The 24,770-nt window shown below is 31.1% G+C and carries 20 protein-coding genes; 14 read left to right on the top strand and 6 right to left on the bottom strand.

The annotated features are described in order from the left end of the window. Positions 1-3: 3 nt before the first annotated feature. Positions 4-3,255: a TonB-dependent receptor gene (locus CHB81_RS18865; protein ID WP_089353397.1), complete on the bottom strand. Its 3,252-nt coding sequence runs from the start codon at positions 3,253-3,255 to the stop codon at positions 4-6. Positions 3,256-4,915: 1,660 nt separating this feature from the next. On the opposite strand from CHB81_RS18865, the gene CHB81_RS18860 reads away from it, so the two are divergent. Next, a complete protein-coding gene (locus tag CHB81_RS18860; RefSeq protein WP_089353396.1) occupies positions 4,916-7,114 on the top strand; it encodes an alpha-galactosidase in 2,199 nt (732 codons plus the stop codon). A 160-nt stretch (positions 7,115-7,274) separates the two neighbouring features. Here the strand turns inward: CHB81_RS18860 and CHB81_RS18855 are convergent, their stop codons facing one another. Beyond that, positions 7,275-7,694 carry a hypothetical protein gene (locus CHB81_RS18855; RefSeq protein WP_089353395.1) on the bottom strand — a complete coding sequence of 140 codons (420 nt, stop codon included), beginning with the start codon at positions 7,692-7,694 and terminating at the stop codon, positions 7,275-7,277. Beyond that, positions 7,691-8,860 (bottom strand): RHS repeat domain-containing protein, encoded by a 1,170-nt coding sequence (locus tag CHB81_RS18850; RefSeq protein WP_089353394.1) that lies wholly within the window; start codon positions 8,858-8,860, stop codon positions 7,691-7,693. The genes CHB81_RS18855 and CHB81_RS18850 overlap by 4 nt, the downstream gene beginning before the upstream one ends. 852 nt (positions 8,861-9,712) lie before the next feature. Between CHB81_RS18850 and CHB81_RS18840 the strand changes: the two genes are divergently transcribed. From CHB81_RS18840 to CHB81_RS18815, 5 genes are all read left to right on the top strand, one after another. Further along, complete coding sequence (locus tag CHB81_RS18840) at positions 9,713-10,249, top strand: hypothetical protein (protein ID WP_141130425.1); 537 nt, start codon at positions 9,713-9,715, stop codon at positions 10,247-10,249. A gap of 264 nt (positions 10,250-10,513) precedes the next feature. Beyond that, complete coding sequence (locus CHB81_RS18830) at positions 10,514-11,557, top strand: hypothetical protein (protein WP_089353390.1); 1,044 nt, start codon at positions 10,514-10,516, stop codon at positions 11,555-11,557. A 94-nt stretch (positions 11,558-11,651) separates the two neighbouring features. Next, positions 11,652-12,716 (top strand): hypothetical protein, encoded by a 1,065-nt coding sequence (locus CHB81_RS18825; protein WP_089353389.1) that lies wholly within the window; start codon positions 11,652-11,654, stop codon positions 12,714-12,716. 133 nt (positions 12,717-12,849) lie between these two features. After that, positions 12,850-13,629, top strand: a complete 780-nt coding sequence (locus CHB81_RS18820; RefSeq protein WP_089353388.1) for a hypothetical protein — start codon at positions 12,850-12,852, stop codon at positions 13,627-13,629. Positions 13,630-13,794: 165 nt separating this feature from the next. After that, a complete protein-coding gene (locus CHB81_RS18815; protein WP_089353387.1) occupies positions 13,795-14,520 on the top strand; it encodes a hypothetical protein in 726 nt (241 codons plus the stop codon). A 118-nt stretch (positions 14,521-14,638) separates the two neighbouring features. Here CHB81_RS18815 and CHB81_RS18810 read toward each other — a convergent pair whose 3' ends face one another. Further along, positions 14,639-15,334 carry a pseudouridine synthase gene (locus tag CHB81_RS18810; protein ID WP_089353386.1) on the bottom strand — a complete coding sequence of 232 codons (696 nt, stop codon included), beginning with the start codon at positions 15,332-15,334 and terminating at the stop codon, positions 14,639-14,641. A 211-nt stretch (positions 15,335-15,545) separates the two neighbouring features. On the opposite strand from CHB81_RS18810, the gene CHB81_RS18805 reads away from it, so the two are divergent. From CHB81_RS18805 to CHB81_RS18795, 3 genes are all read left to right on the top strand, one after another. After that, a complete protein-coding gene (locus tag CHB81_RS18805; RefSeq protein WP_089353385.1) occupies positions 15,546-16,364 on the top strand; it encodes a DUF5694 domain-containing protein in 819 nt (272 codons plus the stop codon). A 41-nt stretch (positions 16,365-16,405) separates the two neighbouring features. Then, on the top strand, positions 16,406-17,110 hold the full coding sequence (locus CHB81_RS18800; protein ID WP_089353384.1) for a DUF6090 family protein: 705 nt from the start codon (positions 16,406-16,408) through the stop codon (positions 17,108-17,110). Between the two features lie 177 nt (positions 17,111-17,287). Continuing rightward, the gene (locus CHB81_RS18795) at positions 17,288-17,890 is read left to right on the top strand and encodes a hypothetical protein (protein ID WP_089353383.1); all 603 of its coding nucleotides are present in this window, start codon (positions 17,288-17,290) and stop codon (positions 17,888-17,890) included. A gap of 257 nt (positions 17,891-18,147) precedes the next feature. Here the strand turns inward: CHB81_RS18795 and CHB81_RS18790 are convergent, their stop codons facing one another. Continuing rightward, the gene (locus tag CHB81_RS18790; RefSeq protein WP_089353382.1) at positions 18,148-18,552 is read right to left on the bottom strand and encodes a helix-turn-helix transcriptional regulator; all 405 of its coding nucleotides are present in this window, start codon (positions 18,550-18,552) and stop codon (positions 18,148-18,150) included. A 359-nt stretch (positions 18,553-18,911) separates the two neighbouring features. Between CHB81_RS18790 and CHB81_RS18785 the strand changes: the two genes are divergently transcribed. The 5 genes from CHB81_RS18785 (at position 18,912) to CHB81_RS18765 (ending at position 23,444) form a co-directional block, all read left to right on the top strand. Beyond that, positions 18,912-20,924: a M13 family metallopeptidase gene (locus tag CHB81_RS18785; protein WP_089353381.1), complete on the top strand. Its 2,013-nt coding sequence runs from the start codon at positions 18,912-18,914 to the stop codon at positions 20,922-20,924. Positions 20,925-20,960: 36 nt separating this feature from the next. Further along, positions 20,961-21,491: a hypothetical protein gene (locus CHB81_RS18780; protein ID WP_089353380.1), complete on the top strand. Its 531-nt coding sequence runs from the start codon at positions 20,961-20,963 to the stop codon at positions 21,489-21,491. Positions 21,492-21,634: 143 nt separating this feature from the next. Then, complete coding sequence (locus CHB81_RS18775; protein WP_141130424.1) at positions 21,635-22,045, top strand: hypothetical protein; 411 nt, start codon at positions 21,635-21,637, stop codon at positions 22,043-22,045. Between the two features lie 97 nt (positions 22,046-22,142). Next, a complete protein-coding gene (locus CHB81_RS18770) occupies positions 22,143-22,496 on the top strand; it encodes a hypothetical protein (protein ID WP_089353378.1) in 354 nt (117 codons plus the stop codon). 192 nt (positions 22,497-22,688) lie between these two features. After that, positions 22,689-23,444, top strand: a complete 756-nt coding sequence (locus tag CHB81_RS18765) for an alpha/beta hydrolase (protein WP_132022549.1) — start codon at positions 22,689-22,691, stop codon at positions 23,442-23,444. A 108-nt stretch (positions 23,445-23,552) separates the two neighbouring features. On the opposite strand, the gene CHB81_RS18760 is transcribed toward CHB81_RS18765, so the two are convergent. After that, entirely contained in the window at positions 23,553-24,554 is a 1,002-nt protein-coding gene (locus tag CHB81_RS18760) for a transposase (protein WP_089353376.1), read from the bottom strand. Positions 24,555-24,770: the final 216 nt, after the last annotated feature.

The following is a 24,770-nucleotide window of genomic DNA, read 5'->3' as shown; positions in this document are numbered from 1 at the left end:
ATATTATAATTGAATACTTACACCTATTCTGTAAATACGAGTTTGCGGATAATTTACTCCTGTTTTATTGTCTGTTTCAGGATCAAGGTTGTACTTTTTCATGTGGTCGATAGAGAATAAGTTTGTTCCTCCGGCATAAAACCTCACGTTTGATACTCCAAATCTTGAAAGTGATTCTTCAGGTAAAACATAAGATACTTCCAATGATTTTAATCTAAAGAAAGAAGCGTCTCTTAACCAGAAGTCAGCCGGAATATTGTTTCTATTATCTGAATCATTGAATGCTACAGGATATTTAGAATTAGGATTATCTGCAGTATATCTGTCGTTGTACAACCATGTTGGTGGTGCTACAATTGCTCCTTGTGCTTGCGGAAGAATCATTTGTTTTGCTTTTGATTGTCCTGTCCAAAGCATGTCGATAGAGAATCCTCTGTACTCGGCTCTTATCGGAATACCGTAAGCAATTTTTGGCGTAACCGATTCTGGAATTCTAACCTGATCATTAGTAGTTATACTACCATCACCGTCTGTATCTTTTACCCATAAATCTCCAGGTTTTGCTCCTTCAAAATGAGCCGAATTATCAACATCTGCCTGTGTACGGTAAATACCATTTGTTTGATACACTAACCAGGAATCGATAGCTTTTCCGGTTGATTTTTGCCATTGAGGAATATTAGGAGCTTCGTCACGAAACAAAACTTTACTTTGAGCGTAGGTAAGATTAAAACCAATGCTGTATTTAAATTGATGTGTCATATCAGCATAATTTACAGACCAGTCAGTACCTCTGTTAACCGTTTCACCAATATTTTCTTTAGGAAGCGCTAATCCTGTATATAAAGGCACAGATGCATTTCTTGCCGTTAAAATATCAGATCTTTTATTACTGAAATAGTCAAAAGTTGCTGTCAATTTGTTGTTTAGAAATGCAAAATCAAATCCTATATTTTTAGAATCCTGAATTTCCCAGGTAATATTAGGGTTTGGAGAAGCAGAAAGATAAATACTGTTGTTTAATATGTAATCTGAACCAAAATAGCTGTAAAGCTGTTGATCTGTCATTAATTGGTATCTTGTAAGGAAAAGGTATTGGTTTAGAATTATCTTTCCGTCGATTGTTTCTCTCATGTCATCATTCCCCATTTTCCCCCATGAAGCTCTTATTTTAAGCTGATCAATTGCTTTGATGTTATTTTTGAAAAAGTTTTCCTCAGATATTTTCCAACCTCCGGATATTGAAGGAAATAACCCCCAACGCGTAGCAGAAGGAAAATTGAATGATCCGTTGTAGCGAGCAGAAACTTCAGCAAAATATTTGTTATCAAAGTTGTAAGCGACTCTTCCTAAGTAACTTTCTCTTCCGTCCTGATAAGCGCTGCCACTTGCATTTTGCCCTTTAGTGCTTCCGGTAAAAATCTGATCTAATTTATCGCTCAGTAAATCTCTTCTATAAGCAATCGTTTCTGTTTTGTCTGTTGTAGTTTGTTCATAACCAACAAAAGCATTAAAGGAATGTTTGTTAAATTTACGATCGTAAGCTAATTTTAAGAAGTACGTATTTTGATTGGTAATTTGCTCGTTTTGCAAAACACTTGTTATACTTGTACTGTTTTTTACGTTATTATAACTGTCATTTACTTTATCATAAGAATAAGCATCCCATGGTTTAGTGAATTTCTTTTCACTGCGAACATTATAATCAAATGCACCGTATCCGCTTAAAGACAAGCCTTGCGTAATTTTTGGTAATTTTAGTTCGAATCCTATTTTTGGATTTACGATTAAGTTCAAAACCTTGTCATAACCAGCAGCCGAAGAAGACATTAAAATAGGGTTTCTTCCGTTTGCAATTCCTGAAGATGGAGAACCATTTTTCCAATATGCCGGAATAAAAGGATACATACTCACCGTTTCATGCATAATACTGGTTATACTTACTGCCGGGTAATCCCTGTCTTCTCTGCGAACACCAATATCAAGGTTTACTTTGAAATTAGACGAAATATTAACATCAATATTCGATCTAAGATTGAACTGCCTGTATCGTTCATCGCTATTTCTAAGATTACTTTCCTGATTTAAATACTGACCTGAAAAGAAATATTTCACTTGTTCAGTACCACCATTTACCGACATAGAAACAGTAGATTGCGGTGCATCTTTTCTATAGACTTCTTTAAGCCAGTTTGTACTGGTGTAATTAGGGTCATTTCCGGCTTTGTATTTATCAATATCAGACTGAGTGTATGGAAGCGACATTCCTTTGTGGGCATTTAGTTCATTGTAATACGTCATGTATTGCCATGAATTGACTTTTTCGTCCATTCTTGTTAATTGCTGAATTCCGTAAGATCCATCAACTTTGATTGTTGGCTTACCAACTTTTCCTCTTTTGGTAGTAACCAAGATTACTCCATTTGCAGATCGAACCCCATAAATTGCCGCCGATGCATCTTTCAAAACCGTAACCGATTCAATATCATCGGGATTGATCCTGTTTAAATCACGATCCGGAATACCATCTACAACTACAAGAGGACTTGTGCCGCCTCCAAAAGAGTTAAATCCCCTAATTAAAAGGCTCGAGCTATCATCACCAGGTCTTCCGGAACGGTTATTGGCAATTACCCCAGACATACGCCCGGCAATAGCGTTTGAAACGTTTGCAGAAGCATTCGTTGTTAGCACAGTACCTTTAACAGACGCAATTGCTCCTGTTGTAGAACCTTTTTTCTGAGTACCATATCCTACAACAACAACTTCGTTTAAGGTTTGATTTTGTTCTTCAAGCTGAATAACTGACGCATTAGCAGCCGAAACCTCCTTAGTTACAAAACCTGTAAATGAAACAACAAGAATACTATTTCCGTCTGGAACGTCGATTGTAAAATTACCATCGAAGTCAGTAGTAACGCCAACTTTTGTTCCTTTGATAACGATATTCACCCCAGGAAGCGGTTCTCCTTTAGTTCCCGTTACTTTACCTTTAATCGTTTTTTGCTCTGCAAATAAAATACTTGCACCTGTTGTTTTTGTAAGCTCAGTTATAGACAAATTTGTACTTGTTACATTGCTCCCCGTGATAGGAGTGTTACTTAACTTCAAGAAAAATTTGCTGTCTTTAGTTTCTGTCGCGGCAGAAACTTGTAAGGTCATAGCCAATAGAAGTCCGGATGTTAATTTGGTAACATTCCAGATTTCGGCATTAAGCCAATCGGTTATTGGTTTGTCTTTGGTTAATAATTTCATTTTCTAAATAATGGTTTTTGGTTAGTAATTTATTCTCTAGTTTCTCCCATTTTATCCCTCGCCCTCATTTAGAGAAAGCAAATAGAAATGCATGGAGTACTTGCAGATCGTTTATGAAGAAGAGATAAATGTGAGATTCAAAAGTATAAATGTTCTATACTAGTCCCATACCAGTGCCTACCAGTTTTTTGAGATATGTTTAAAAAATTAGCCTAAAATAAATTAATATTAAAAATAAAGTGGATAATATATGAATATAATTTACATATTGTAAAACTGACTATAAGATTGTATTTTTCTGATATTTTTGGAGTAATTAAAAACATCTAAATGTAAATTGAAGAGACAAAAAGATCAGATTTATTGCTTAATAGAACTCAGAATAGTATTTCGTGAATTTTTGCCTTTATTTTTTTGATTAAAAAAGAGTGATTTTTTAAAATTTTACAAGTGGATAATATAGTATCAAAATTAATTTTTGCAGAAATTTTGTTTTCATTTCCGGGAATTTGAATTTAAAAACCATACCAGTCACGAAATGATATTGATCTGTAAGAGTAAGCTTGCTTAAATTAACTTCGGTTTAACTCCGTTTTTGGTTTTTTAGATAATAAAATATCAAAATCATAAGAAACACAGTTATTTTGATAAATATACTAATCACGAAAACGATTTTTACATACAACTTTTTGAGATATACATATTGAGAATTAAATTGTATTTCATCGAATAAAGTGTAAAAAACACCTTTATTATTTTCTGAAAGGACGATTTTTTTTGATTAAATATTAAAATAACATTCACTGGTAGGGTTTTTTATAACCAATTTAAGATTGGATAAAATTTTGGAGATTATTTTCTGTGGAGATTAATTACCCTAATTTTTGAATAGTATTTTTCAGAATATTTCCGAATTAAAATGATGAGGTAAAAATGCCATTTAAACATTTTTAGAAATGCTTTTTTTTAATGATTTATTGATATTCTTTTTTTGCGTTTTTAATTTATTAAATACTACGAAGTTTTTATTTTTTTAATGTCTTTCAAACTTTTTATGCAATAGCTTTTATTAAGGACGAGCCCAAATAATTTTTCTTTTATTTTTGAATCTTTATAAACTCCTAATAACTGATTTTGAAATACAGAAAATGACATTGAAGATTTTGTTTTAACCGAATATTTTTATTGCTTTTTTCGGTTCCGTTTTTTGATCAATTGCTTTTAAAAGTGTATAAAAAGGGGATCTTCATTTTGGTATTTCTACATTGTTTTAAACGCAAATTATGATTGTAATAATTAGTGTTTTTTCAAAGTATAAAAAAATAAACCGGTAGGGACTGGTATGAATAAAAATTGGATTGTCATATTTTTGGATTTCATTTTTCATAAGTAAACAGTAGAAATAGAAAATATTCTGCATTTTATTATGAATTCTACAATATAATAGCTCAAATTATTTTGTACGAATCTTAACTTTCATCGTCGCGGATTGATTGTTAAACGTTAGGCAAAAGATATTAAAATACAATTGTAAGCCCCAATTTTAAATTAGATAAACGGAAATCAGCTATTTCTAACTTAGAAAAGATTTTTTAATACCAAAGAAATTTTACAAACTACAAATACGAAACAACCACTTTACTATTACTAACTAATTTTTATGAAAAGAATAATATTTCTGTTAGCGCTTACAACCTTGTTTTGTAAAGCTAATGCACAAGATGGAGAAATTAAGATTGAAACTCAAAGTAGCGCTTTGATTCTAAAAGCAGCTAAGAATGGCTTGCTTTATCAATCGTATTTAGGAAAAAAACTGGAAAATGCTTCAGGATATAGTCTACTTTCGAAAGAAAACACAAAATCATTTGTTATAAACGACGGAAATCCATTAGTTAATTTAAGGCATCAGGCATATCCAACATACGGAACCGAAAATTTGTTTGAATCGGCGATTCGAATGACTCACAATGATGGAAATCCGTCTTTGGAATTAAATTATGTAAGTCATCAAATGGAAAAAATTGATGCTAATACGACTGAAACTATTATAAAACTAAAAGATCCGGTATATCCCGTTGAAGTTACGCTTCATTATAAAGCTTTTTACAATGAAAATGTGATTGAACAATGGACAGAAATTGTGCATCACGAAAAGAAGCCGGTTATGTTGTACAATTATGCGTCGTCAATGCTGCATTTTGATGCTGATCATTATTGGTTGACACAATTTCACGGAGATTGGGCAAAGGAAGTTCGAATGCAGGAAAGCGAATTGACCAGCGGAACAAAAGTAATAGACTCAAAATTGGGAGTTCGAACGGATATGTACCAAACGCCGGTTTTCTTTTTAGCATTGAATGAAAAAGCCAATGAAAATTCGGGAGAACTTGTGGCGGGAACAATTGCATGGTCCGGAAACTTTAAGTTTGCTTTTGAATTAGACAATAAAAATTCACTCCGAATAAGTTCAGGAATCAATCCATTTGCTTCAGAATATAGTCTTGAACCAGGAAAAATATTTACAACACCGTCTTTTATTTATACTTTTTCAAATCAGGGAAAAGGGCAGGCGAGTAGAAACTTACATACTTGGGCGAGGAAATACGGTGTTAAAGATGGAGAAAAAGCACGTTTGACCTTATTAAACAATTGGGAAACTACATTTTTCAATTTTGATGAAAAGAAATTGACGGACATGTTTGCAGATGCAAAAACATTGGGAGTTGACATGTTTTTATTAGATGATGGTTGGTTTGGAAACAAATATCCAAGAAGCGGCGACAAATCCGGTCTTGGAGATTGGCAGGCTACTAAAACGAAATTGCCAAACGGTTTGGGTTTCCTAATGCAGGAAGCTGAAAAAACAGGCGTTAAATTCGGAATCTGGATTGAACCGGAAATGGTAAATCCTAAAAGTCAATTGTATGAAAAACATCCGGATTGGGTTTTGAAATTACCAAACAGACCAGAGAGTTATTATCGTACCCAATTGGTTTTGGACTTATGCAATCCACAAGTGCAGGATTTTGTGTTCAAAACCGTAGACGATATTATGCAGACAAATTCGGGTGTTGCGTTTTTCAAATGGGATTGCAACCGAATGATGACCAATGCTTATTCGGCTTATTTGAAGAATCAGCAATCGCATTTATTCATTGAATATACCAACGGTTTGTATAAAGTTCTGGACCGAATTAAAACCAAATATCCAAATTTACCAATGATGCTTTGCGCAGGTGGAGGAGGAAGAACGGATTATGGTTTCCTTAAATATTTTACAGAATTCTGGGCAAGTGACAATACAGATCCTTTTAATAGAGTATTTATACAATGGGGATATTCGCAGTTTTTTCCGGCTTTTGCGATTTGCAATCACGTAACATCATGGGGAAATCAGTCGATCAAATTCAAAACCGATGTAGCGATGATGGGAAAATTAGGCTTTGATATTAATGTAAAAGAACTGAAAGAAAAAGAACTAAAATATTGCCAGGATGCAGTTGCCAATTACAAGCGATTGAGTCCCGTAATCTGGCACGGAGATATGTACCGAATGATCTCGCCTTATGACGAAAGTCGCGCTGTATTAATGTATGTAAATGAGGCAAAAAGTAAGGCTGTATTGTTCTCTTATACACTTCATCCGCTTTATGATCCGCAATATAATTCGGTTCGTTTTCAAGGTTTAGATCCTAATAAAACCTACAAAGTCGAAGAAATAAACGGAATGCCCGAAGCAAAGAAAACCCTCGAAGAATCCGGCGAATCCTTCACCGGAGATTATCTAATGAATGTTGGTTTACGAGTTTCTTCGTCTAAAGTAGAAACTAGCGTCGTTCTCGAAATTACAGAAGTATAGTTGAATTAGTTATATACCCAAGAAAGCCTTTCTATGAAGAAATTCATTTGAAAGGCTTTTTTTATGGTTTGGAATTGAGCAAAGATTTAGACATTTGTGCAGCTCTTATAAGGAATTCTTATGAGAGCGGAGTAAAAGATTAAAAGCTTTTAAAGTGTTTTTATTTGTTTTTAATGATATTAACACGAGGATAATTTATAATCCAGTCCATACTATCCAATTCTCTGATTAAATATTTATCAACATAGAAGTTTTTATTAAATATTATAGTATTTTCGTTTTTATAGACGTAGTCCCTATCTTTAACATTAAAATATACAATATACAAAGTTTTATCATAAGAATTTTTATTCATTTCATGTAAAATTGTACCTCTTATACCTGGAGAATCATAAGTATTAGGTTTTATTTTACCGCCAACAGCTGGTCCATAATATGTATTCTCATCTCTGTATTTGAGAATTATATGGTAATAGATGTCTTTTGTAGAGTTATTCTTAATTTTTAGTTTGTCTTTTTTATAATTACAGCTTAGAATTATAAAAGTTAGCGTTAAAAATATATATTTTAGTTTCTTCATTTGTCAAAAAAATATCTTGGGTTTGATTTATGATGTTCGCCTGTGTAAAGATACCACAAAGTATTGGCAGATTTTTCATGGTAATGGTCATTTGTCGTTGGATCATTCACATGTAACATACTTGGTATTACTATTGCTGCATAATACAAAATAGGGCCTAATTTACGATATTGTAATACATGTCCAGGCTCATGAGTTGAAAGACCAGGTAAACTAGAACCACCAGTTGGGTAAAGAACGAAAGGTCCAGGTGTAGCTGCTGCATTAGTACTATCTAAAAAACTCGTTTCAAATTCAGGAACACCATAATGATATCCTTTAAATTTTAAGAAATCAAATCCAATATCAGCTTTAAAATTTAATGTTGTATTCCTATTGTACCATTGATATACACCAAGTAAATCAATTCCATTAGATGAAGAATTATTTAAGCTTACATAACTACTTCTATTTGGTGCAGGTGCAGGTGTAGAATTTTTATTACTGCCTCCACCTCCAAACATATTATTAAAACTTACTTTCTTTTTCCACCATTTACTGAATTTATCACCATTAATATTTTTGTTTGCCCAATCTTTAATTCCCCATTCATCCCAATTGGTTACTACAGTCGAGATAAGACCACCTATTAACGTTTGTTGTCCATTACTTAGTTCATTAGATGATCCGCAGTTTGCACAATCTTTACCATCCTGATAAGTGTTTCCACTTGGATCACTATATAATAATGGATTATTTAAGACATAACCATACTGGTTGTAGTTCTGAGTACTGGTAGGATCTTGTATGTAATTATCTACCTGTAAAAATCTATGAAGTATTGGGTCATAAAGCCTTGCATTCATATTGATTAAACCTACACTTTGCAAATGTTCATGTCCTGTATATCCTCTGTCTAATACCGTTAATCCGGCTAGTGTATTACCAGCTCCGTCTTGTACTTTTATAATGGTTCCCCAGGCATCAAACAAACGTTTTTCGACTAATGCACCATTGGCATCCGTAACTGCTAGAATTGTCCCTTGATAATCTCTGTGTAAATATAAATAAATCGGAGTATTTATTCCGTCACTTTTTGCTATTATTGGTGCGGTGTATCCATCACCTCCAATGTAGGTTATAAATTCAAATGTATTTGTTAGTGTATTTTCCTTAACCTCCACCATTTAGAATATAGTGGCGTTTCATAAAATCGGTACAATTTATAAAAAAAGTACTGATAGGCTTTTAATAAAATCATAATTATATTGTTATCGTTTTTGGATAATCTGATCATTTAGGTTTGATCCAATTATAAAAAAATCACATTATAAAAACAGTTACTAAGAAAAACACTAAGCTAAAAATCATAAATCTTATCATATAACTTCCATTTTGAGGTTTATACATCACTAATAATTTTTCATGTTTTTTGTTATAGATTATTAAAAAATAATTTATAATGACAGAAGGAATGAAATAAACTACAATAGATTCCAATTTAATATCCAAACTTTTCATAGTATAGTTTTCAGGATATATCGAAAAATATGTATGCTCTGGGATTATTTTTGTAATAATAATAGTTAAAGAAATTAGTATTAAGCTTAAGAATCCAGATAAGAACGTAATGCTGACAAACTTCCAGTCCCCGTTATTTGTATTTTGAGATTTAAAAATAGTGTCTGCACATATTTTATAATAAATTTTTAGCATTTAATGATGTATAAGTTAATGATTCTATTAGTAATAATGATGAGTATGGTCTCACGAAGTATTCCCGCAATCGCTATGTAAGTGGCTTTAATGTTGCATCAATTTTTTGTTTATTTAGAAAATATAAATCTAATAAAGTCTTCTGACTTTTTTTCGGTTAGGTTTGAATTAATATTGTTTCGAATTTATTACATTTAAGAAAGTAATATTCACATTCTAAGAAAACTAGTTTTAAAGTGAAAGACATTTAGATAGCGTTCAGCAGAATATCTTGGAGAGTTTTAGAATTGTTTCTACAGTAATTAATTTTAAATTGTAAGTATATGAATGTAAGCATGAATCTTAGAACTCCGTTTTTTCTACTGTTTTTAGTTGTGGTAGCTTTTGGCTGTTCAGATAAAAAATCAGAAAAAATTCAAGAAGAAGATCCTTATTTAAAACAATTGACAGAAAAGCAAATAGGAGACAGTAATTATTATATCTCCATTCCCAAAAAGTATACAATTAAAGAAAATAGAGGACCTGACTTTTCAGTTTATTATTTCTATTCGGCAGACACTACTGCAAAAGCTACTTTTTCAGGCGGTTTGTATTTTGGCAATCATCCCAGTCAGTTTGAAGTAAGCAGTGATAGTTGTAAAACGGCAAAAATTAAAAGTAAAATACTAAATAAAAATGCAGATTGGACAAGTTATAATTGCAAAGGGAAATTTTCGATACAAACAATAGTCAAAAGCGGAAGTGGAGAAGGTTGGAACGAATACATTCATGCTTTTGCCGGCGCAGCTTCAACAGCAGATTTAAAAAAGGTTTTAACAATTTTTAAAACAATAAAAAAGAAGAAGCAAAAAGTAAATTGATATTTTGCTACGCAAAGATTTCTAATGAAAATTGCAAAATGTCTCTAACTTTTTGCAATTTTTCTGTTTTTTATGGTCAGTTGGTGATTAATGTTGTTTTGAGTTTATCACATTTAAAAAACCACATTTTACATTCTAAGAAAATTAGTTTTAAAGCCAAAAAACATTTGCGACAATACCTTGGAGAACGAGTTTTTGCCTTCAATTTTTTTATAAAAAGTGTATATATTTTCTATCTTCATACTTTTAATATGTTTGAAAATTATGTCTGTAAAAATTAAAAGCCGCAAAACAATCAAAAATGCTATTGTTCAACGAATTGAATACTATAATACAGAAGGTAAAATAGTAAGAGTTGAAGAATATGAAGAAGGAATAGTGGAATCTGTGGCAGTTTACAAGTATGAAAATCAATACAGCTTGATGGAACGATTTAATAGCAAAGGAATATTATGTAGAAGAGAGGAAAAATGGTATAATGAAAATAATGAAATAGAAAAAGAAGAGTTCGGTTTTGAATCGTATTATTATCAATATGAAGCGGATAAACGGCTTCTGTCTATGAAGAAGTTTGATTCAGAAAACAATATCGAAAATAGTATAGAATACAGATATGTTGAAGATTACGAGTACAGAAAGTTTTTTAATTCTTCGGGTATTTTGCTCTCGCTTTACGTTACCAGATATAATGATGCTAAAAAGCCTCTAAGAACAATCTATTTTGAGATACCACATCATGATTTTATTGGCGCAGACGAATCTGAAGGATATAAAGAGTTTTTTGAAATGATGAAAGTCTTCGGTTTTGATATAGACGGAAACAAGGTAGATACCAAAATCTCTATGTACTTTTTAGTAGAGGAGACCGTTTTTGAATACGATCAATTTGGAAATACAATATCAGAAGAAATGTATCATTATGATAGAGAAAGTGTAGAAGATAAATTAGTGTTTAGAGGTGGAGTCTATAATTATTATAATGAAAATAACTTGTTGATCAAGTATCACTCTTTCGAAATAAAAACAGATTGGGACGATGAGCTTTGTTGTTTGTACGACTATGTTCTGGATGAAAAAGGAGTAATTATAGAAAAATCAACAGACAGTGGTTTCAATAAAGTAATTGAGAAATTTAATTATAACAGCGAAGGAACTTTAATCAGTTATGTTGAAAATCGAAATGAGGGTGAAGAAATAAAAGAAATTCTTTATGACGATTTTGGGAATAAGGTTTCTGAAATTGCAGAGTCAAATTTTGAAGGTGAATATGAAAAAGACATTAAAGAATATCAAATTGAGTATTACTAATTCTTTATATAGGTAAAAAGGCATTAAAAATATGGTGTTTATAATTTTAATAATAATATCGTTTATATTCATTGCAATAGCGGTTAGCAAAGAAATGTCTAAAAATGAGCACAAAGAGGAAGATGAAAATTTGATGGATGATTTTTATCCGATAACGGAGAATAATACGGCTGAAATTGATCGTTTGCCATATCAAATTTATTATAAAGAAAAGAGTCAAAAAGAAGATTTTTATAAAGATGCAGATTTCGTAAATAAGAATTGCGAAAGCTTAGATGACTTTATAATTAATGATGATATAAACGCATTTGATTTAAGAAAACTAGCAGATTTAAATGGTATTGGACTGCAAATTTCAAAAGCTTGGTATCCGTTAACAATCAAACTGATACAGAAATTACATGATAATGGATGGGATAAAAGAGTTTACTGTATTAAATCGAAATATGCATCTTTAGAATTTTATGCTTCTAATGAAGATCATCTTCGTGAAATTATTCGGGATTACGGATATCGTTCTCAAACCGTTTGTGAGACTTGCGGAGAAAATGGAGAAATGAGAAGTTATTCAGGATGGGATTATATAGATTGCAGAAAGCATTATTTAGAAAAAAGAGGAAAAATTACAATTGATAGTGAAGGTTTTTGCTATAACGATTTTTATTATTATTGGAACACTATAACAGACAGATCTTTTGAAGATCTGGATTTTAATGGGAAGTACAGAATCTTAATAATTGAATTCAAAAAAGATACAGCCGAAAATGAGGATTTAATATATGGCAAATTGTATATTTCAAAAAACGCAATTGGATTTGGAAATTTCCTTAGTTATCTTTCAAAAAACTTCTTCAGATTGGCTAATAGTTATGTAACAAAATTTGAAAATGTAGAGTTTTGCGAAATCTGCGGTTATAAAGCCGTTTATTTGGATGAATGTGAATGTTGCGAAAACTATACACGCGAGGGGTATTTGAAAACGTGGAGAAATGAAGAAAATAGTGAAGAAAAAAAGTTTCAATATATTAAGGATCGTCAAATTTCCTGGATAAAAGATGAAGGAGAAATCTACGAAACGAAACAAAAGAATTATATAAAAAATCCCGATTACAAAGTATTATTTAATGAAGATGAACTTAACAAATGGGATTTAAATTAAACATGTAAAAGATAGATTTTTGATTAACAAATTTGGTATTGTTTCATATTAACTAGATTAAAAAAAGAACATTTTTTACATTCGCTTGAAGAAAAGGCTGCGACAATTTTACCTGTGCTTAAAGGACTAAATTATGGAAATAATAATACGGAAATCATATTTATTTTGGGACGGAGATGCATACAAATATGCTGGATTTGGAGAAATAATTGACAAATTTCCGTCTGTTTCTGAGGCTGAAAAATTAGTCGAAAAACTGACCGTTGATTTTTTGAGAAATATCAATCCTATTATTAAAGATTATGTTTTTTCAAATAATAATTATGATAAAGATGTTGAATTAATTGAAAAGGTATCTGCTTTTTTTGAACAGGAATTTCAATTAGACTTCAAAACTGAATTTTGGTTACCTGGAAGCGCAACTGATAGACAAGTATGGGAATTATCAAAGCTTTTTCCATTCCCTTTTTATTCCATAATTGAGAAGGCTAATGATAATTTTTATATCAATGAACTCAATAAAACATTTTGGAGTGACAGCGAAATAGCTGAAATAAAAAAAAATGATTGGGACTTTACAAATCTTTGCCCGGGAATGAAAGGATCAATAAAGCAACTTTACAATGATATTGAAACTGCTAAAAAAGACGGAATTAAAAAACTGCTTTCAAATCTTATGAGTGAAAGTTATCATCAGCTTTTTAGCAAACTTACAAGTTTAAAAGAACAGCAATTAGTGTATGAATGGTATAACGAAATTGACTATTACGCTGAAATTTTACCTAACAATATAGAAAGTGAAAAGACAGAAGAAGTTATTAAAAGAATTAGAAGCATTGTTACTATAGAAGACATTTTTGAAACGAAAGAAATTTCATTTGGAGAGGCAATATCATTTGAAAACACTATGTAAAACGAACATGCTCTTCAAAGAACTCTCATGAAGTAATATACAAATGTGTCTGACTTTTTTATTTTTTTATTTCTTCGAAATTCTAAATCTGATAAAATTCTTTCAAGTTTTTATACTTAGTTTTATTCCTTTTAATTAATTCACGCCCTCAATATTAGAACGATTATGAAAATTACGCTTAAAATATTAATGTTATGTTTTCTGTTATTTTCTAGTGAGAAAGCAACAAAATCAATAAATAAAAATTTAAATGATAAAGAAGTTTCAATCGGACAAGAAGAAAACTTAGCATCTACAAAAAAAGAAATTGCAGGTAATTCAAAGGATGATATGAAAATTAAATTCTCTGATTTAACTATTTCTATGAAAGATTATGATTTGAGTTGGGGAGATGAACATCCAAATGATAGAATTTATGAAACTAAACAAGATACAGTTTTTTTTACCCTTGATCCAGGTTATATGCTTGACCAACCATTTAAAATTCAAGAAAGTGCATTTGATGAAATAGAATTATATGGGCAATATGAAATAAAAATAGGAATGAATACACATCAAGATGTTGAAGAGTCATTATGTGTTTTGGAAGACTGGAAAGGTTATGCTTCAAAATGGAGCAAGCTTAAAATTGACAGAGAAGACATGAAGTTTGTATACATTGAATCAAAGACAGACTATCCAATAAACTTTACTATTGAAGAATTAAAACTCGCTGTAGAAAAACATTGCGGACCTGAATGGTCAAATGAAATCAAGAATGTTGAATCGGTTGACAAATCACTCATTACATTTTTTCTAACCAAATATGTTTACAAAATTAAGGCTAAAAATAGCCAAACAAATAAAGTAATTGAAAAATACATTGTATTTTATACACCAACAAGTTGTTAGAATTAGTAAAATAACAAATAATCCCACGTTGCAGCTCGAATACTTTTGTGTGACACAAAGTGAAGCGACAAAGGATTAAAAATACTAAGACAACAAACAATATTTATAAATTACTATTCTATTTATACTTACTCAAATCCAGATTAAGAATATTACCTACTCTGCTAAACTCTTCATTAATCTTTGCATTCAGAATTAGTTGTTCATTTTTTATTGGATGATTAAAAACTAACTGATGTGCATGAAGCATCATTCCTTTGAGGTCATAATTCTCCAACCATAATTTATTTTGTTTGTTACAACCATGTGGCCGACTTCCTAAAATGGGATGAAAAATATGTTTGAAGTGTTTTCGTAATTGATGCATACGTCCAGTTTCAGGAATCGCTTCGACCAAACAGTATCGTGATGTTGGTTTATTATTAAATTCTAACTCAACTTCGGCATTTTGCAAACGGTGAAAGTATGTTATTGCATTTTGTGTAACGTCATCATCATTGGTTAAATCATAATCAATCGTGAGTTCTTCTGGTGACCAACCACGTAAAATTGCTAGATATTTTTTTTCGACTTCGCGTGTGGCAAAACGATCATTCATAATTTTCAGAACGGTTGTATTCAACGCAAATAATAAGACACCGGATGTTTTGCGGTCTAACCTATGAATAGGATAAACGTGTTGCCCTATTTGATTTCTTAATTCCTGAATAGCATACACTTTTGCATCGCGCGCATAAAATGATTTGTGAACCAACAATCCGCTTGGTTTATTAATTGCAATAATATATTCGTCTTGGTAAAGAATTTCTAACATTTGGCAAAAATAGAAGAGATTTCGATTAAAATCACTTTTATCATTTATTTGTTTCTATGCTTTTCTTTTTTTTAATAAAAGTCCCTATGATAATTTGTATTGGAAATATTATATATTTGAAAATAAATGATCGTGTAATACTTATCACACATATAAATAAGGTGGTTGCAATTTAGAGAAACAACAATAATAAAAAACAAACTAAAAAATAATGACTTTCATTAAAACAATTTCTACATTTTTAATTACGCTTTTGATTGTAACAACAACTTTTGCACAAGAATCTAAACAAAAAACCAAAATCTTATTAATCGGGACAATTCACTTCGAAACACCTCATTTAGATGCGCATGAATTAAAGACAGATGATTTTCTCGCTCCTAAAAGACAGCAGGAATTGGAAGAATTGACTGGAATTTTAAAACGGACAAATGCTGATAAAGTGATGATAGAAAAACCATTTAATCAACAAAAGGTAATCGATAGTTTGTATAATGCGTATTTACAAAATAAGTATAAATTAACCGTTTCTGAACGAGAGCAAATTGGTTTTAGATTAGCTAAAAAATTAAATTTAAAACATATCAATTGTGTAGATGTTTTTTATGGAATGACACATGATAGTTTAGTTTCTGTAACTGCTAAAGAAAAAAATCAGTTGTATTTATTAAGCGAATTAGGTACTACTGCAAACAACTTAAAACTTGAATTCGATAATGTAGTAAAACGAAATTCAATAACAGAAATATTAAAATATATAAACAAAAAGGAACTTTTGCAGAAAAATTTATCATTGTACTTAAAGTATTATGCAAAAATAGGTGCAGGAGATAATTATATTGGTGCAGAAGCAGTTTCTGATTGGTATTTGAGGAATTTAGCGATTTACTCTAATGTAATTACTCAAATAAATGCAAATGACAAATACGTTATACTAATATTTGGACAAGGACATATTCCTATATTAAAACACCTGCTGCAAAATAATGACGACTTTGAAGTCGTTGAATTAAATAGTGTACTAAAATAAACTGCCACCAATAGCCAGAGTTAAAATTACAAAACCAAAATATGCAAGACGAAATAATAAAACACACAAAAAATATATATTCAGAGATGAACAATGAAAAACATTCTTTCAAAGAAAAAGCAAAAGAAATACTTGCTGAAATTTTAATTATTGTATTTGCAGTTTCACTTTCAATTTGGCTTCATTCCTGGAGCGAAGAAAGACATCAGCATAAAGATGCACAAATGTTTTTAATGGGGTTGAAAGAAGATTTACAAAATGACATTTCAAACCTGGAAGACACAAAAAACACACTAAATAAAACGCAGCAACAAATATCAGTTGCTTTGCATCTTACACCAAAAAAAATAGATAGTATTAAAGCGAATCATCAACAGATTAACTCAGGGACAAATTTCATTAATACAGTAGTAAATAATGGACGATATGAAGGCTTTAAATCTAGTGGAAAAATAAATACCATAGAAAATGAAAACATAAGAAATAAGATTTTGACTTATTACCAGCAAACTGTTCCACAGATAGGAATTGTCGAAAAAGCATACGAAAGACTCACTTCAAAATACGTAGATGTATTACTGAGTGGAAAAGAAGATGAAGATATAAATGCAACTATCCTAAAACAGAAGACAAAGATTATTTTATCAGGTATTGATAATTTTACCAAAGACAGTCAAACATCTTATGAAGACGCTATTAAGCAAGCAAGAGAAATTATAAAAGAAATTGACAAGGAAAAAGAATAAATAAAAAAAACGTACGCATAACCGGCGTTTGGCAATATGGCGGGTTTTGGACTAAATTAAAGTTGGCTTTGTATTTGGGATGATTTTGCAAATCTAAATAATGAGTTTAATTTAGTCCAAAACCCGCTTTATTATTTAGAGCGTTAGTTACAGATTTAACCAAAAATCTCAAATTCTATGAATAACGAATTTCATGACGTAATTAAGGATAGTCTTTGTAATGTTGAAAAAAAATACATTGAACAAATAACAGTAACATCTAGAACAAAATATAATGAACGTGTATTTTGTTACGAATTATATCATCAATTAAGACGTAAATCAGAAGAGTTTAAAAATTTGACAATTTCAGGTGAAGCGGTGAAATCTGAATTTCAATTTAAAAATTTAGGCAAAAATAAAACTCCCGACATTCTAATTCATAATTTTGGTACAATAGAAAATAACGAAGTTGTTATAGAAGTTAAAACCTCAAAGAATAAACAATCGGTTCTTCAGGGATTAAAAAAAGATATTTTAGTTCTTGACCTTTTTACGGATAATACAACTTTGAAAATTGATTATAAATTAGGGCTTTATATAGTTTTTCATTTTGATTTTTTTGAATTACTAAATGAAAATGAAAAAATTAAAAAAAGTGTAAAGAGAATACTTTGTAAAAATAAAAGAATTGTATTGTGGAATATACCAGAACCTAAATACTGCAAAGACAACAAACTTGATGTTGCAAGTTTGAAAATTTATACAAATGAAGACTTAAAAAAGAAAATTGGCTGCTAACAGACATCTATAGAAATGGCTTAGGTTTAATTTTTCTTGTGAAAATGCAGACAACCTTAACCTGGTTTTTATCTGTATAGTTCAATCTTAAAAAACCTGTTGGAGAGAGCCCTCGCTCGTGAATACAACAGGATGTTGAAAAAGAGGGGTAAAATAAATAAAGCTCCAGATTTCTCTGAAGCTTTGTTTTGATATTTTTTATAAATGATTATTTCTTAATTTAATATTTCAAAATATGAATAAGAAATATTCCGAAATTATTTATTGATTAATTTTTCAAGTCTTGCCATCATTTCATCTTTCTCTTTCAACATACGCTCGTATAAAGCAATCTTTTCTTCGTGCATCTTTAGTACTTGTTCTATAGGATTAAAAGTAGGATTATCATTTCTCTGATATCCAATACCATTATTACCAAAAGTATTTGCAATTACATTCACCGCCTGTTCTTCATCAAAATTTTGAAAAGCTTCAACAGGAATTCTCAATGCATCTGAAATTTGTTTAAGCAGACTATCTTCAATTACATCCTTTTGCTCCAGCACAGAAATTTTCTTCTGATTCCAGTCATTTCCCAGATCATAAGCCAATGCTTCTTGTTTGATGCCAAGCATTTCTCTAAAACGTTTAACGTTTCTTCCTTGATGTACTTTCTGTTCCATAATGATTATCAATTTTTCTAAAGGCTCAAAGATAAAGCCATTTGGATTAAAAAATCCTGAATTTCAAAGATAAAAAATTTCCTCTAGATTTTCACGCTCTCGCATGAATCCTTTCGTGTGACACAAAGTGAAGCGACAGTTATGGTTATATTATTATAGTATTATCGGATGCGCATCTTTCGTGAAAGTAGTATTGAAAAAAACGCTTTCATAACTATAACAATGCTGTAGATAAACTTTAGAATTAAAAACCGAATTCGTATATTGTTCTGCTAAAATCAGCTATGCCAGATATATACATTTTAAAATATCTGCCTTCAAACGTTTTTTAGTTCATTTTAATAGAAATAGTCCAGATTATGAAAAACTCATTAATGCTCTTCATTGCATTCTTAGCTTTTACAGCGTGCTCAAAACATGAAGGGAAAAAAAACATTGCGATCACCGGAATAGATTCCACTTTGCGACCTGGTGATGATTTTTTTAAATATGTAAATGGCAAATGGTATGATTCTGTATCAATACCTGCATCTCAAGCCGGAGTTGGGGCCTATATGTTTATGAATTATCCGCAACGAATGCGCCTGCAGGGAATATTGGACAGTCTTTCGCAAAGCAAAAATTCAGCGGGAAGTATAGCACAAAAGGTAGGAGACTTTTATGCATCAGGTATGGATACTGTAACCATTGATAAACGTGGTTATACACCTATCAAACCGATACTTTCAAAAATTGAAGCAATTAGCGATTTACCGTCTTTGATGAACTTTGTGGTTAATGAAGAAAAAGTGGGCAATTCTTCGATTATAGGTTTTGGAGTGTCACCCGATGAAAAAAACAGCAGTATGAACATTGCCCAAATTTATCAAACGGGTATTGGTTTGCCTGACAGGGACTACTATTTCAAATCAGATTCATCAACTGTTGCCATACAGGAAGCGTACAAAAAATACCTTACCACCTTATTTCAGCAAACAGGCAGTAATGCCATAGAGGCTAAAAAGAATGCCAATTTGGTTTACGATATTGACAAACAACTTGCCGTTTCTCATAAAACAAAAGTTGAACTTCGTGATGTACAGGCAAATTATAATAAAATAGATGTGTCGGATCTTGTTAAAAGACATTCAAACATAGACTGGAATACTTTTTTAAATAAGTTAGGTGCTAAAACCGATTCTATTAACGTAGGCCAGCCTGCCTATTATGATGTTCTTAATAAGCTTTTAAAAACCATTCCGATTACTAATTGGAAAATTTACCTGAAAGCAAATTCTATAGAAAGATATGCAGATGATTTAAGTAAGCCTTTTGCCGATGCCTCGTTTGAGTATACCAAAGTGCTTTCTGGTCAGGCTGTTCAAAAATCACGTGGCGAAAAAATGGCTAGTGTTCTTGACACATACTTAGGCGAAGCATTGGGTCAATTGTATGTAAAGAAATATTTTTCTGAAGATGCCAAAAAACGTATGTTAACTCTCGTGAATAATCTGCAAAAAGCTTATGCCACAAGAATTGATAAATTGGAATGGATGAGTCAAAGTACGAAACAAAAAGCTAAAGAAAAATTGGCAGCCATGACTAAGAAAATAGGATATCCGGATAAATGGAGAGACTATAGCAATGTACATATAGCGAGGAATACCTATTTTGAAAATATGGTATCGGCGGCTACAGCTGCATATCAATTTGATTTGGCAAAATTGGGCAAACCAGTTGATAAATCCGAATGGTATACTACAGTTCCGACAGTTACGGCATATAATAACCCAACAGCAAATGAAATTGTTTTTCCTGCAGGTATTTTACAAGCCCCATATTTTGATAATAATGCAGATGATGCACTTAACTATGGAGGTATTGGAATGGTTATAGGTCACGAAATAACCCATACTTTTGATGATCAGGGCGCTCAATATGACAAAGATGGAAACTTAAAAAACTGGTGGACAAAAGAGGATTATGCCAAGTTTAAAGCAAGAATACAACAGGTTATCAATTTGTACAGTACATACACCGTTTTGGGCGATCTGCATATTAATGGCGCAATGACAGTTGGCGAAAATACCGCAGATATTGCCGGAATAGCAGTTGCTTATGATGCTTTTAAAATGACCGAGCAAGGACAAGGAAATACAAAAATTGACGGTTTTACTCCAGACCAGCGCTTCTTTATTTCTATAGCCAAAATATGGAGAGTAAAAATGAAAGACGAGTTCCTGCGTCTATGGATTAATAATAACCCACATTCTCCACCAAATTGGCGTGTTAATGGCCCTTTAATGAATACGACACCTTTTTATGAAGCATTTAATATAAAAGCTGGAGATAAAATGTTTTTGCCTCAGAAAGATAGAATAACAATTTGGTAATTTCGCTCTTCGAAATTTGATCATGAAACCAAAAATATGGCGAGTAGTTTTATAGAAATTAAAGGTATTGGATATTGGGCAAAAGATGGGTTTGTCGAAGCCATGCAACTTTGTTTGATAAATGAAATAGAAATACAAAATCTTGATTCAATAGAATGGATTAATGAATATAAAAATGAGTTGGCATTGGAGTCATTACCGATGATTTATGGCGGAATGTCAATGAGGCTTAACGAGTTTTTAAAAACAGATGAAAGAAAAGCAATTTTAATTGAATTGATTAATGTGATTATTAAAAAAATAGATGTAATGGATAATTATTTAACTGGTTCTAATCTACATGAGATGAGAAAAAGAGCCATGAAAATACTTTCTGAAACAAACATGTTAGAATTTAAGAATCAAGAAGATTTTGAAACGACGGTTAGTGATTCTGGATGGAATATATCTTTAGGAATTAAAGATGTGAAAGACATATATCAACATTCATTTAAACTTTTGAAAGTGCTAATTAATGGAGAAATGAATTCAACAGCATCATCACCAGAGACTTATTGGAACTACTAAAAAAAAAGCTCTACGAAGAGTGTTTCTCATAAAAAACTGCGCAAATGTCTCTTTGAACTTTGTGCAATTTTTTTTGGTTTCGTATAAAATTAACGGGATATTATTATAGCCCTGGAGTATGAATCACATAAACATAACAAGTTATGCCATCAAATATCCTTAAAACAAAGATAGTAGTATGTATTTCTATAATGTTTTTTTTAATTTCAAGTTGTAATAAAAAGAATGATTTAGAAAACCAAATTACTATAAAAATAAATTCAATTGATAGTAAAACCAAAAAGCCTAGAGTTAATGCGTTTGATACTATTGAAGTTAGAATGCAGGGTATGGGGTATTTAATGAAGACTTTTAAAAAAGTTGGAGAATATACAACAGATTCTACGGGTTCGGTTAAAATTAAACTTGACTCTACTGAGCAATATATATTTCTACTTAGAGGGCAAAATATTTATGGTTCAGCAGAGTTTACTGAGGCATTCACGAAAGAAAGGTTAAAAGATGGTCAAGAAGTAAATATAGAAGTTATATCTCATATTTCTGAAGATTTATAAAGTGTTTCAAATGTGTTTTTCAGTTTGTAAATGAAAGTGAAACTGTAACTGTAAGATGGTTAGGTATAGATCTTATTTTAAATAAAATTTTACAACAATGTGGATTATAGAAAAAATAAAAAATAATATTGGGACATCGATTATTTTAACGTTTATATTATTTTGTATTGTTTCAAGTTATTTTGGTGATAAAAAATATAAGGAAAACAGGTTAATGGACTATTATTCTAGTTTTACAGGTATTATAATAAAAAAATATCGACAAAAAGGAGGAGTTTTAATTTTTTATAAAGATTTAACAACTTTTAAAAGTTATCAAATAAACCCTTCAGATGAACTAATAGAAAATTGTAATGTTGGTGATACGATTACAAAATTAACCCAAACCAATAAATGTATACTTAAGAATAAAAGTAAAAATCTAAAAGTTGAATGTTATTATGTAGAATAAGTCGTCATAATTTAGATTGATCGCAAAGTCAGAGACATTTGCGGAGCGTGGATTTTTGGCTTAAAGGAAAGTTGGTTTTATATTTGGAAAATTTGTATTTAACCGAAAAATCTCGCATCTTTATTCCTCAACCCCGCCAAGCGCCAGAACGTTAGCAATCATGGTAAAAGACATACCCCAACAGACAATAAAATGAATAGAATAATTTACATTTTGGCATTAGCACTTCTGACAAGTTGCTCAACACTAACAAAATCAGTTGAAAATGAATCGGTACTCAGCGTTGCTTTGGACACCTTGACTTTATTAGACCAATCAAGAAACAGGGAAATTCCAATTGCGATTTATAAGCCACAAACTAAGCATCCGCAAATTGTACTCATTAGCCATGGTTATAATCAAAACGAAGGCAGGCCCTATTTAAACTATTCGGACCTCGCCAACTTTATGGCATCAAAAGGGTATTTTGTGGTAAGTATTCAGCACGAACGTCCTACAGATAGTTTAATTCCTGAAAAAGGAATTCCGCAAATTGTAAGGCGACCATTTTGGGAACGAGGAGCAGACAATATTTTGTTTGTAATAAACGAACTAAAAAAATCAAATCCTGAAATAGACTTTAAGCATATCACACTCATAGGGCACTCAATTGGTGGAGATATGACCGCGTTATTCCCTCAAAAATATTCAGGCATTGTTTACAAAATTATTACGTTTGATAATAGGCGTATGGCTTTACCGAGAACAACTAATCCAAAAGTATATTCATTGCGTTCAAGCGACCAACCTGCCGACCCAGGTGTTTTACCTACAGAAGCAGAACAGAAAAAATATGGAATAACAATTATAAAGCTGCCTAACACTATTCACGGCGACATGTGCGATAATGCAACTGATAAGCAACGTGAAGAAATAAGAGATTATGTATTGACGTTTCTGAATGATTGAAAAAAAAAGAATAAAAAACTGATAATTTGAGCAATGATTAAACCTCGCTCCCCGAAGAGTTTCAAGCTATGCATTCTATGATAAAAAACAAATAAATAAGGTTAAAATTCAAGATGCAAATTTATAAGTATTGATATAAGGAGTTTCTCTATTTATAACAGCGAAAACTCTGCTTATAAGTTTGCATCTAATATTATTTAAAACCAACATTGAGTTTTTACCATCCGCTTTTTTCTTATTGTAATATTCTTTTAATTGAGGGTCATATTTTAATGTTGTCATAGCGCACATTTGCAATAATGACTTCATTTTTTTATCTGCCATATGATTTACTCTCGTCCTTCCTTTTACACTGGAACCCGAACTATATTCAAAAGGAGCAACACCTGAATAACAGGCAAATTGTCTCCAATTTTTAAATGCCGTAAATCCTTTTGTAGCAATTATCAAATACACACTAGTTTGTTCCCCCAACCCTGGAATTGATTTAATAAGTTGAGCTTGTTTGCTTAATTGCTCGTTTGATTTTATTACTTCTTTGATTTTTAATTCGATTTTACTTATTGAATTTTTAATAGATTTGACTAACGATTGATTGACCTGAGATACTTCTTTGAAAATTATTTTATCAGTAAAAGCTTTGCTTTCCTTAGTCGTTTGTATAAGCAATAGGGCTTTTAGTATTTTTTCTCTCTCTGTGTAAAGGATTTTTAATTTCTGAATATCTCTACTTGATAAAGTAAATAGTTTTAATTTATCTATGTTTCTATAGCTGTAATAAGAAATATCTTTAGCATCAGTTTTGTCATTTTTTCCTCTTGAAATTCCTTTAGATTTTTTTATTTCAATAGCGGGAACAATCCATAAATCTAAATTAAGTTTTACTATAACACTTGATAAATGATTAGTATAAACACCTGTGTTCTCGCAACAAAAAAGAGTACATTCTTTATCAACTTTTCTATCCAGTTTTTTAATAAAAATAGAAATACTCTTAATATTGTTTTCTATGATAAAATGCTCTGATTTAAGAGTTAAAGCGTCAAGAATATTAATGTCTAATTTAGCTTTTGATACATCGATACCAACATAAAATAAATACTTTTTCATAACTTTGAATTTAAGATGAATAAAAATGTTGAACTTCTTTAGAGCCTTTATTAGACCGTCATGTCTATCATTCTATTTGAAGCAATTCAACGAGATTCAAGGAGAAGGCAGAGGACTAATGCACAGCATGGTTCTTAACTAGCGAAGTCTAAAGTTCACCTCTGCTTTCCTTTGAATAAAATTAAAGTTTTTTATCTAATCCAAAGTAAAGGCGAA

Source organism: Flavobacterium sp. ov086 (assembly GCF_900187965.1).
GTDB lineage: Bacteria > Bacteroidota > Bacteroidia > Flavobacteriales > Flavobacteriaceae > Flavobacterium.
The sequence above is the reverse complement of the archived record's forward strand: the minus strand, read 5'-3'. Positions and strand labels throughout refer to the sequence as shown.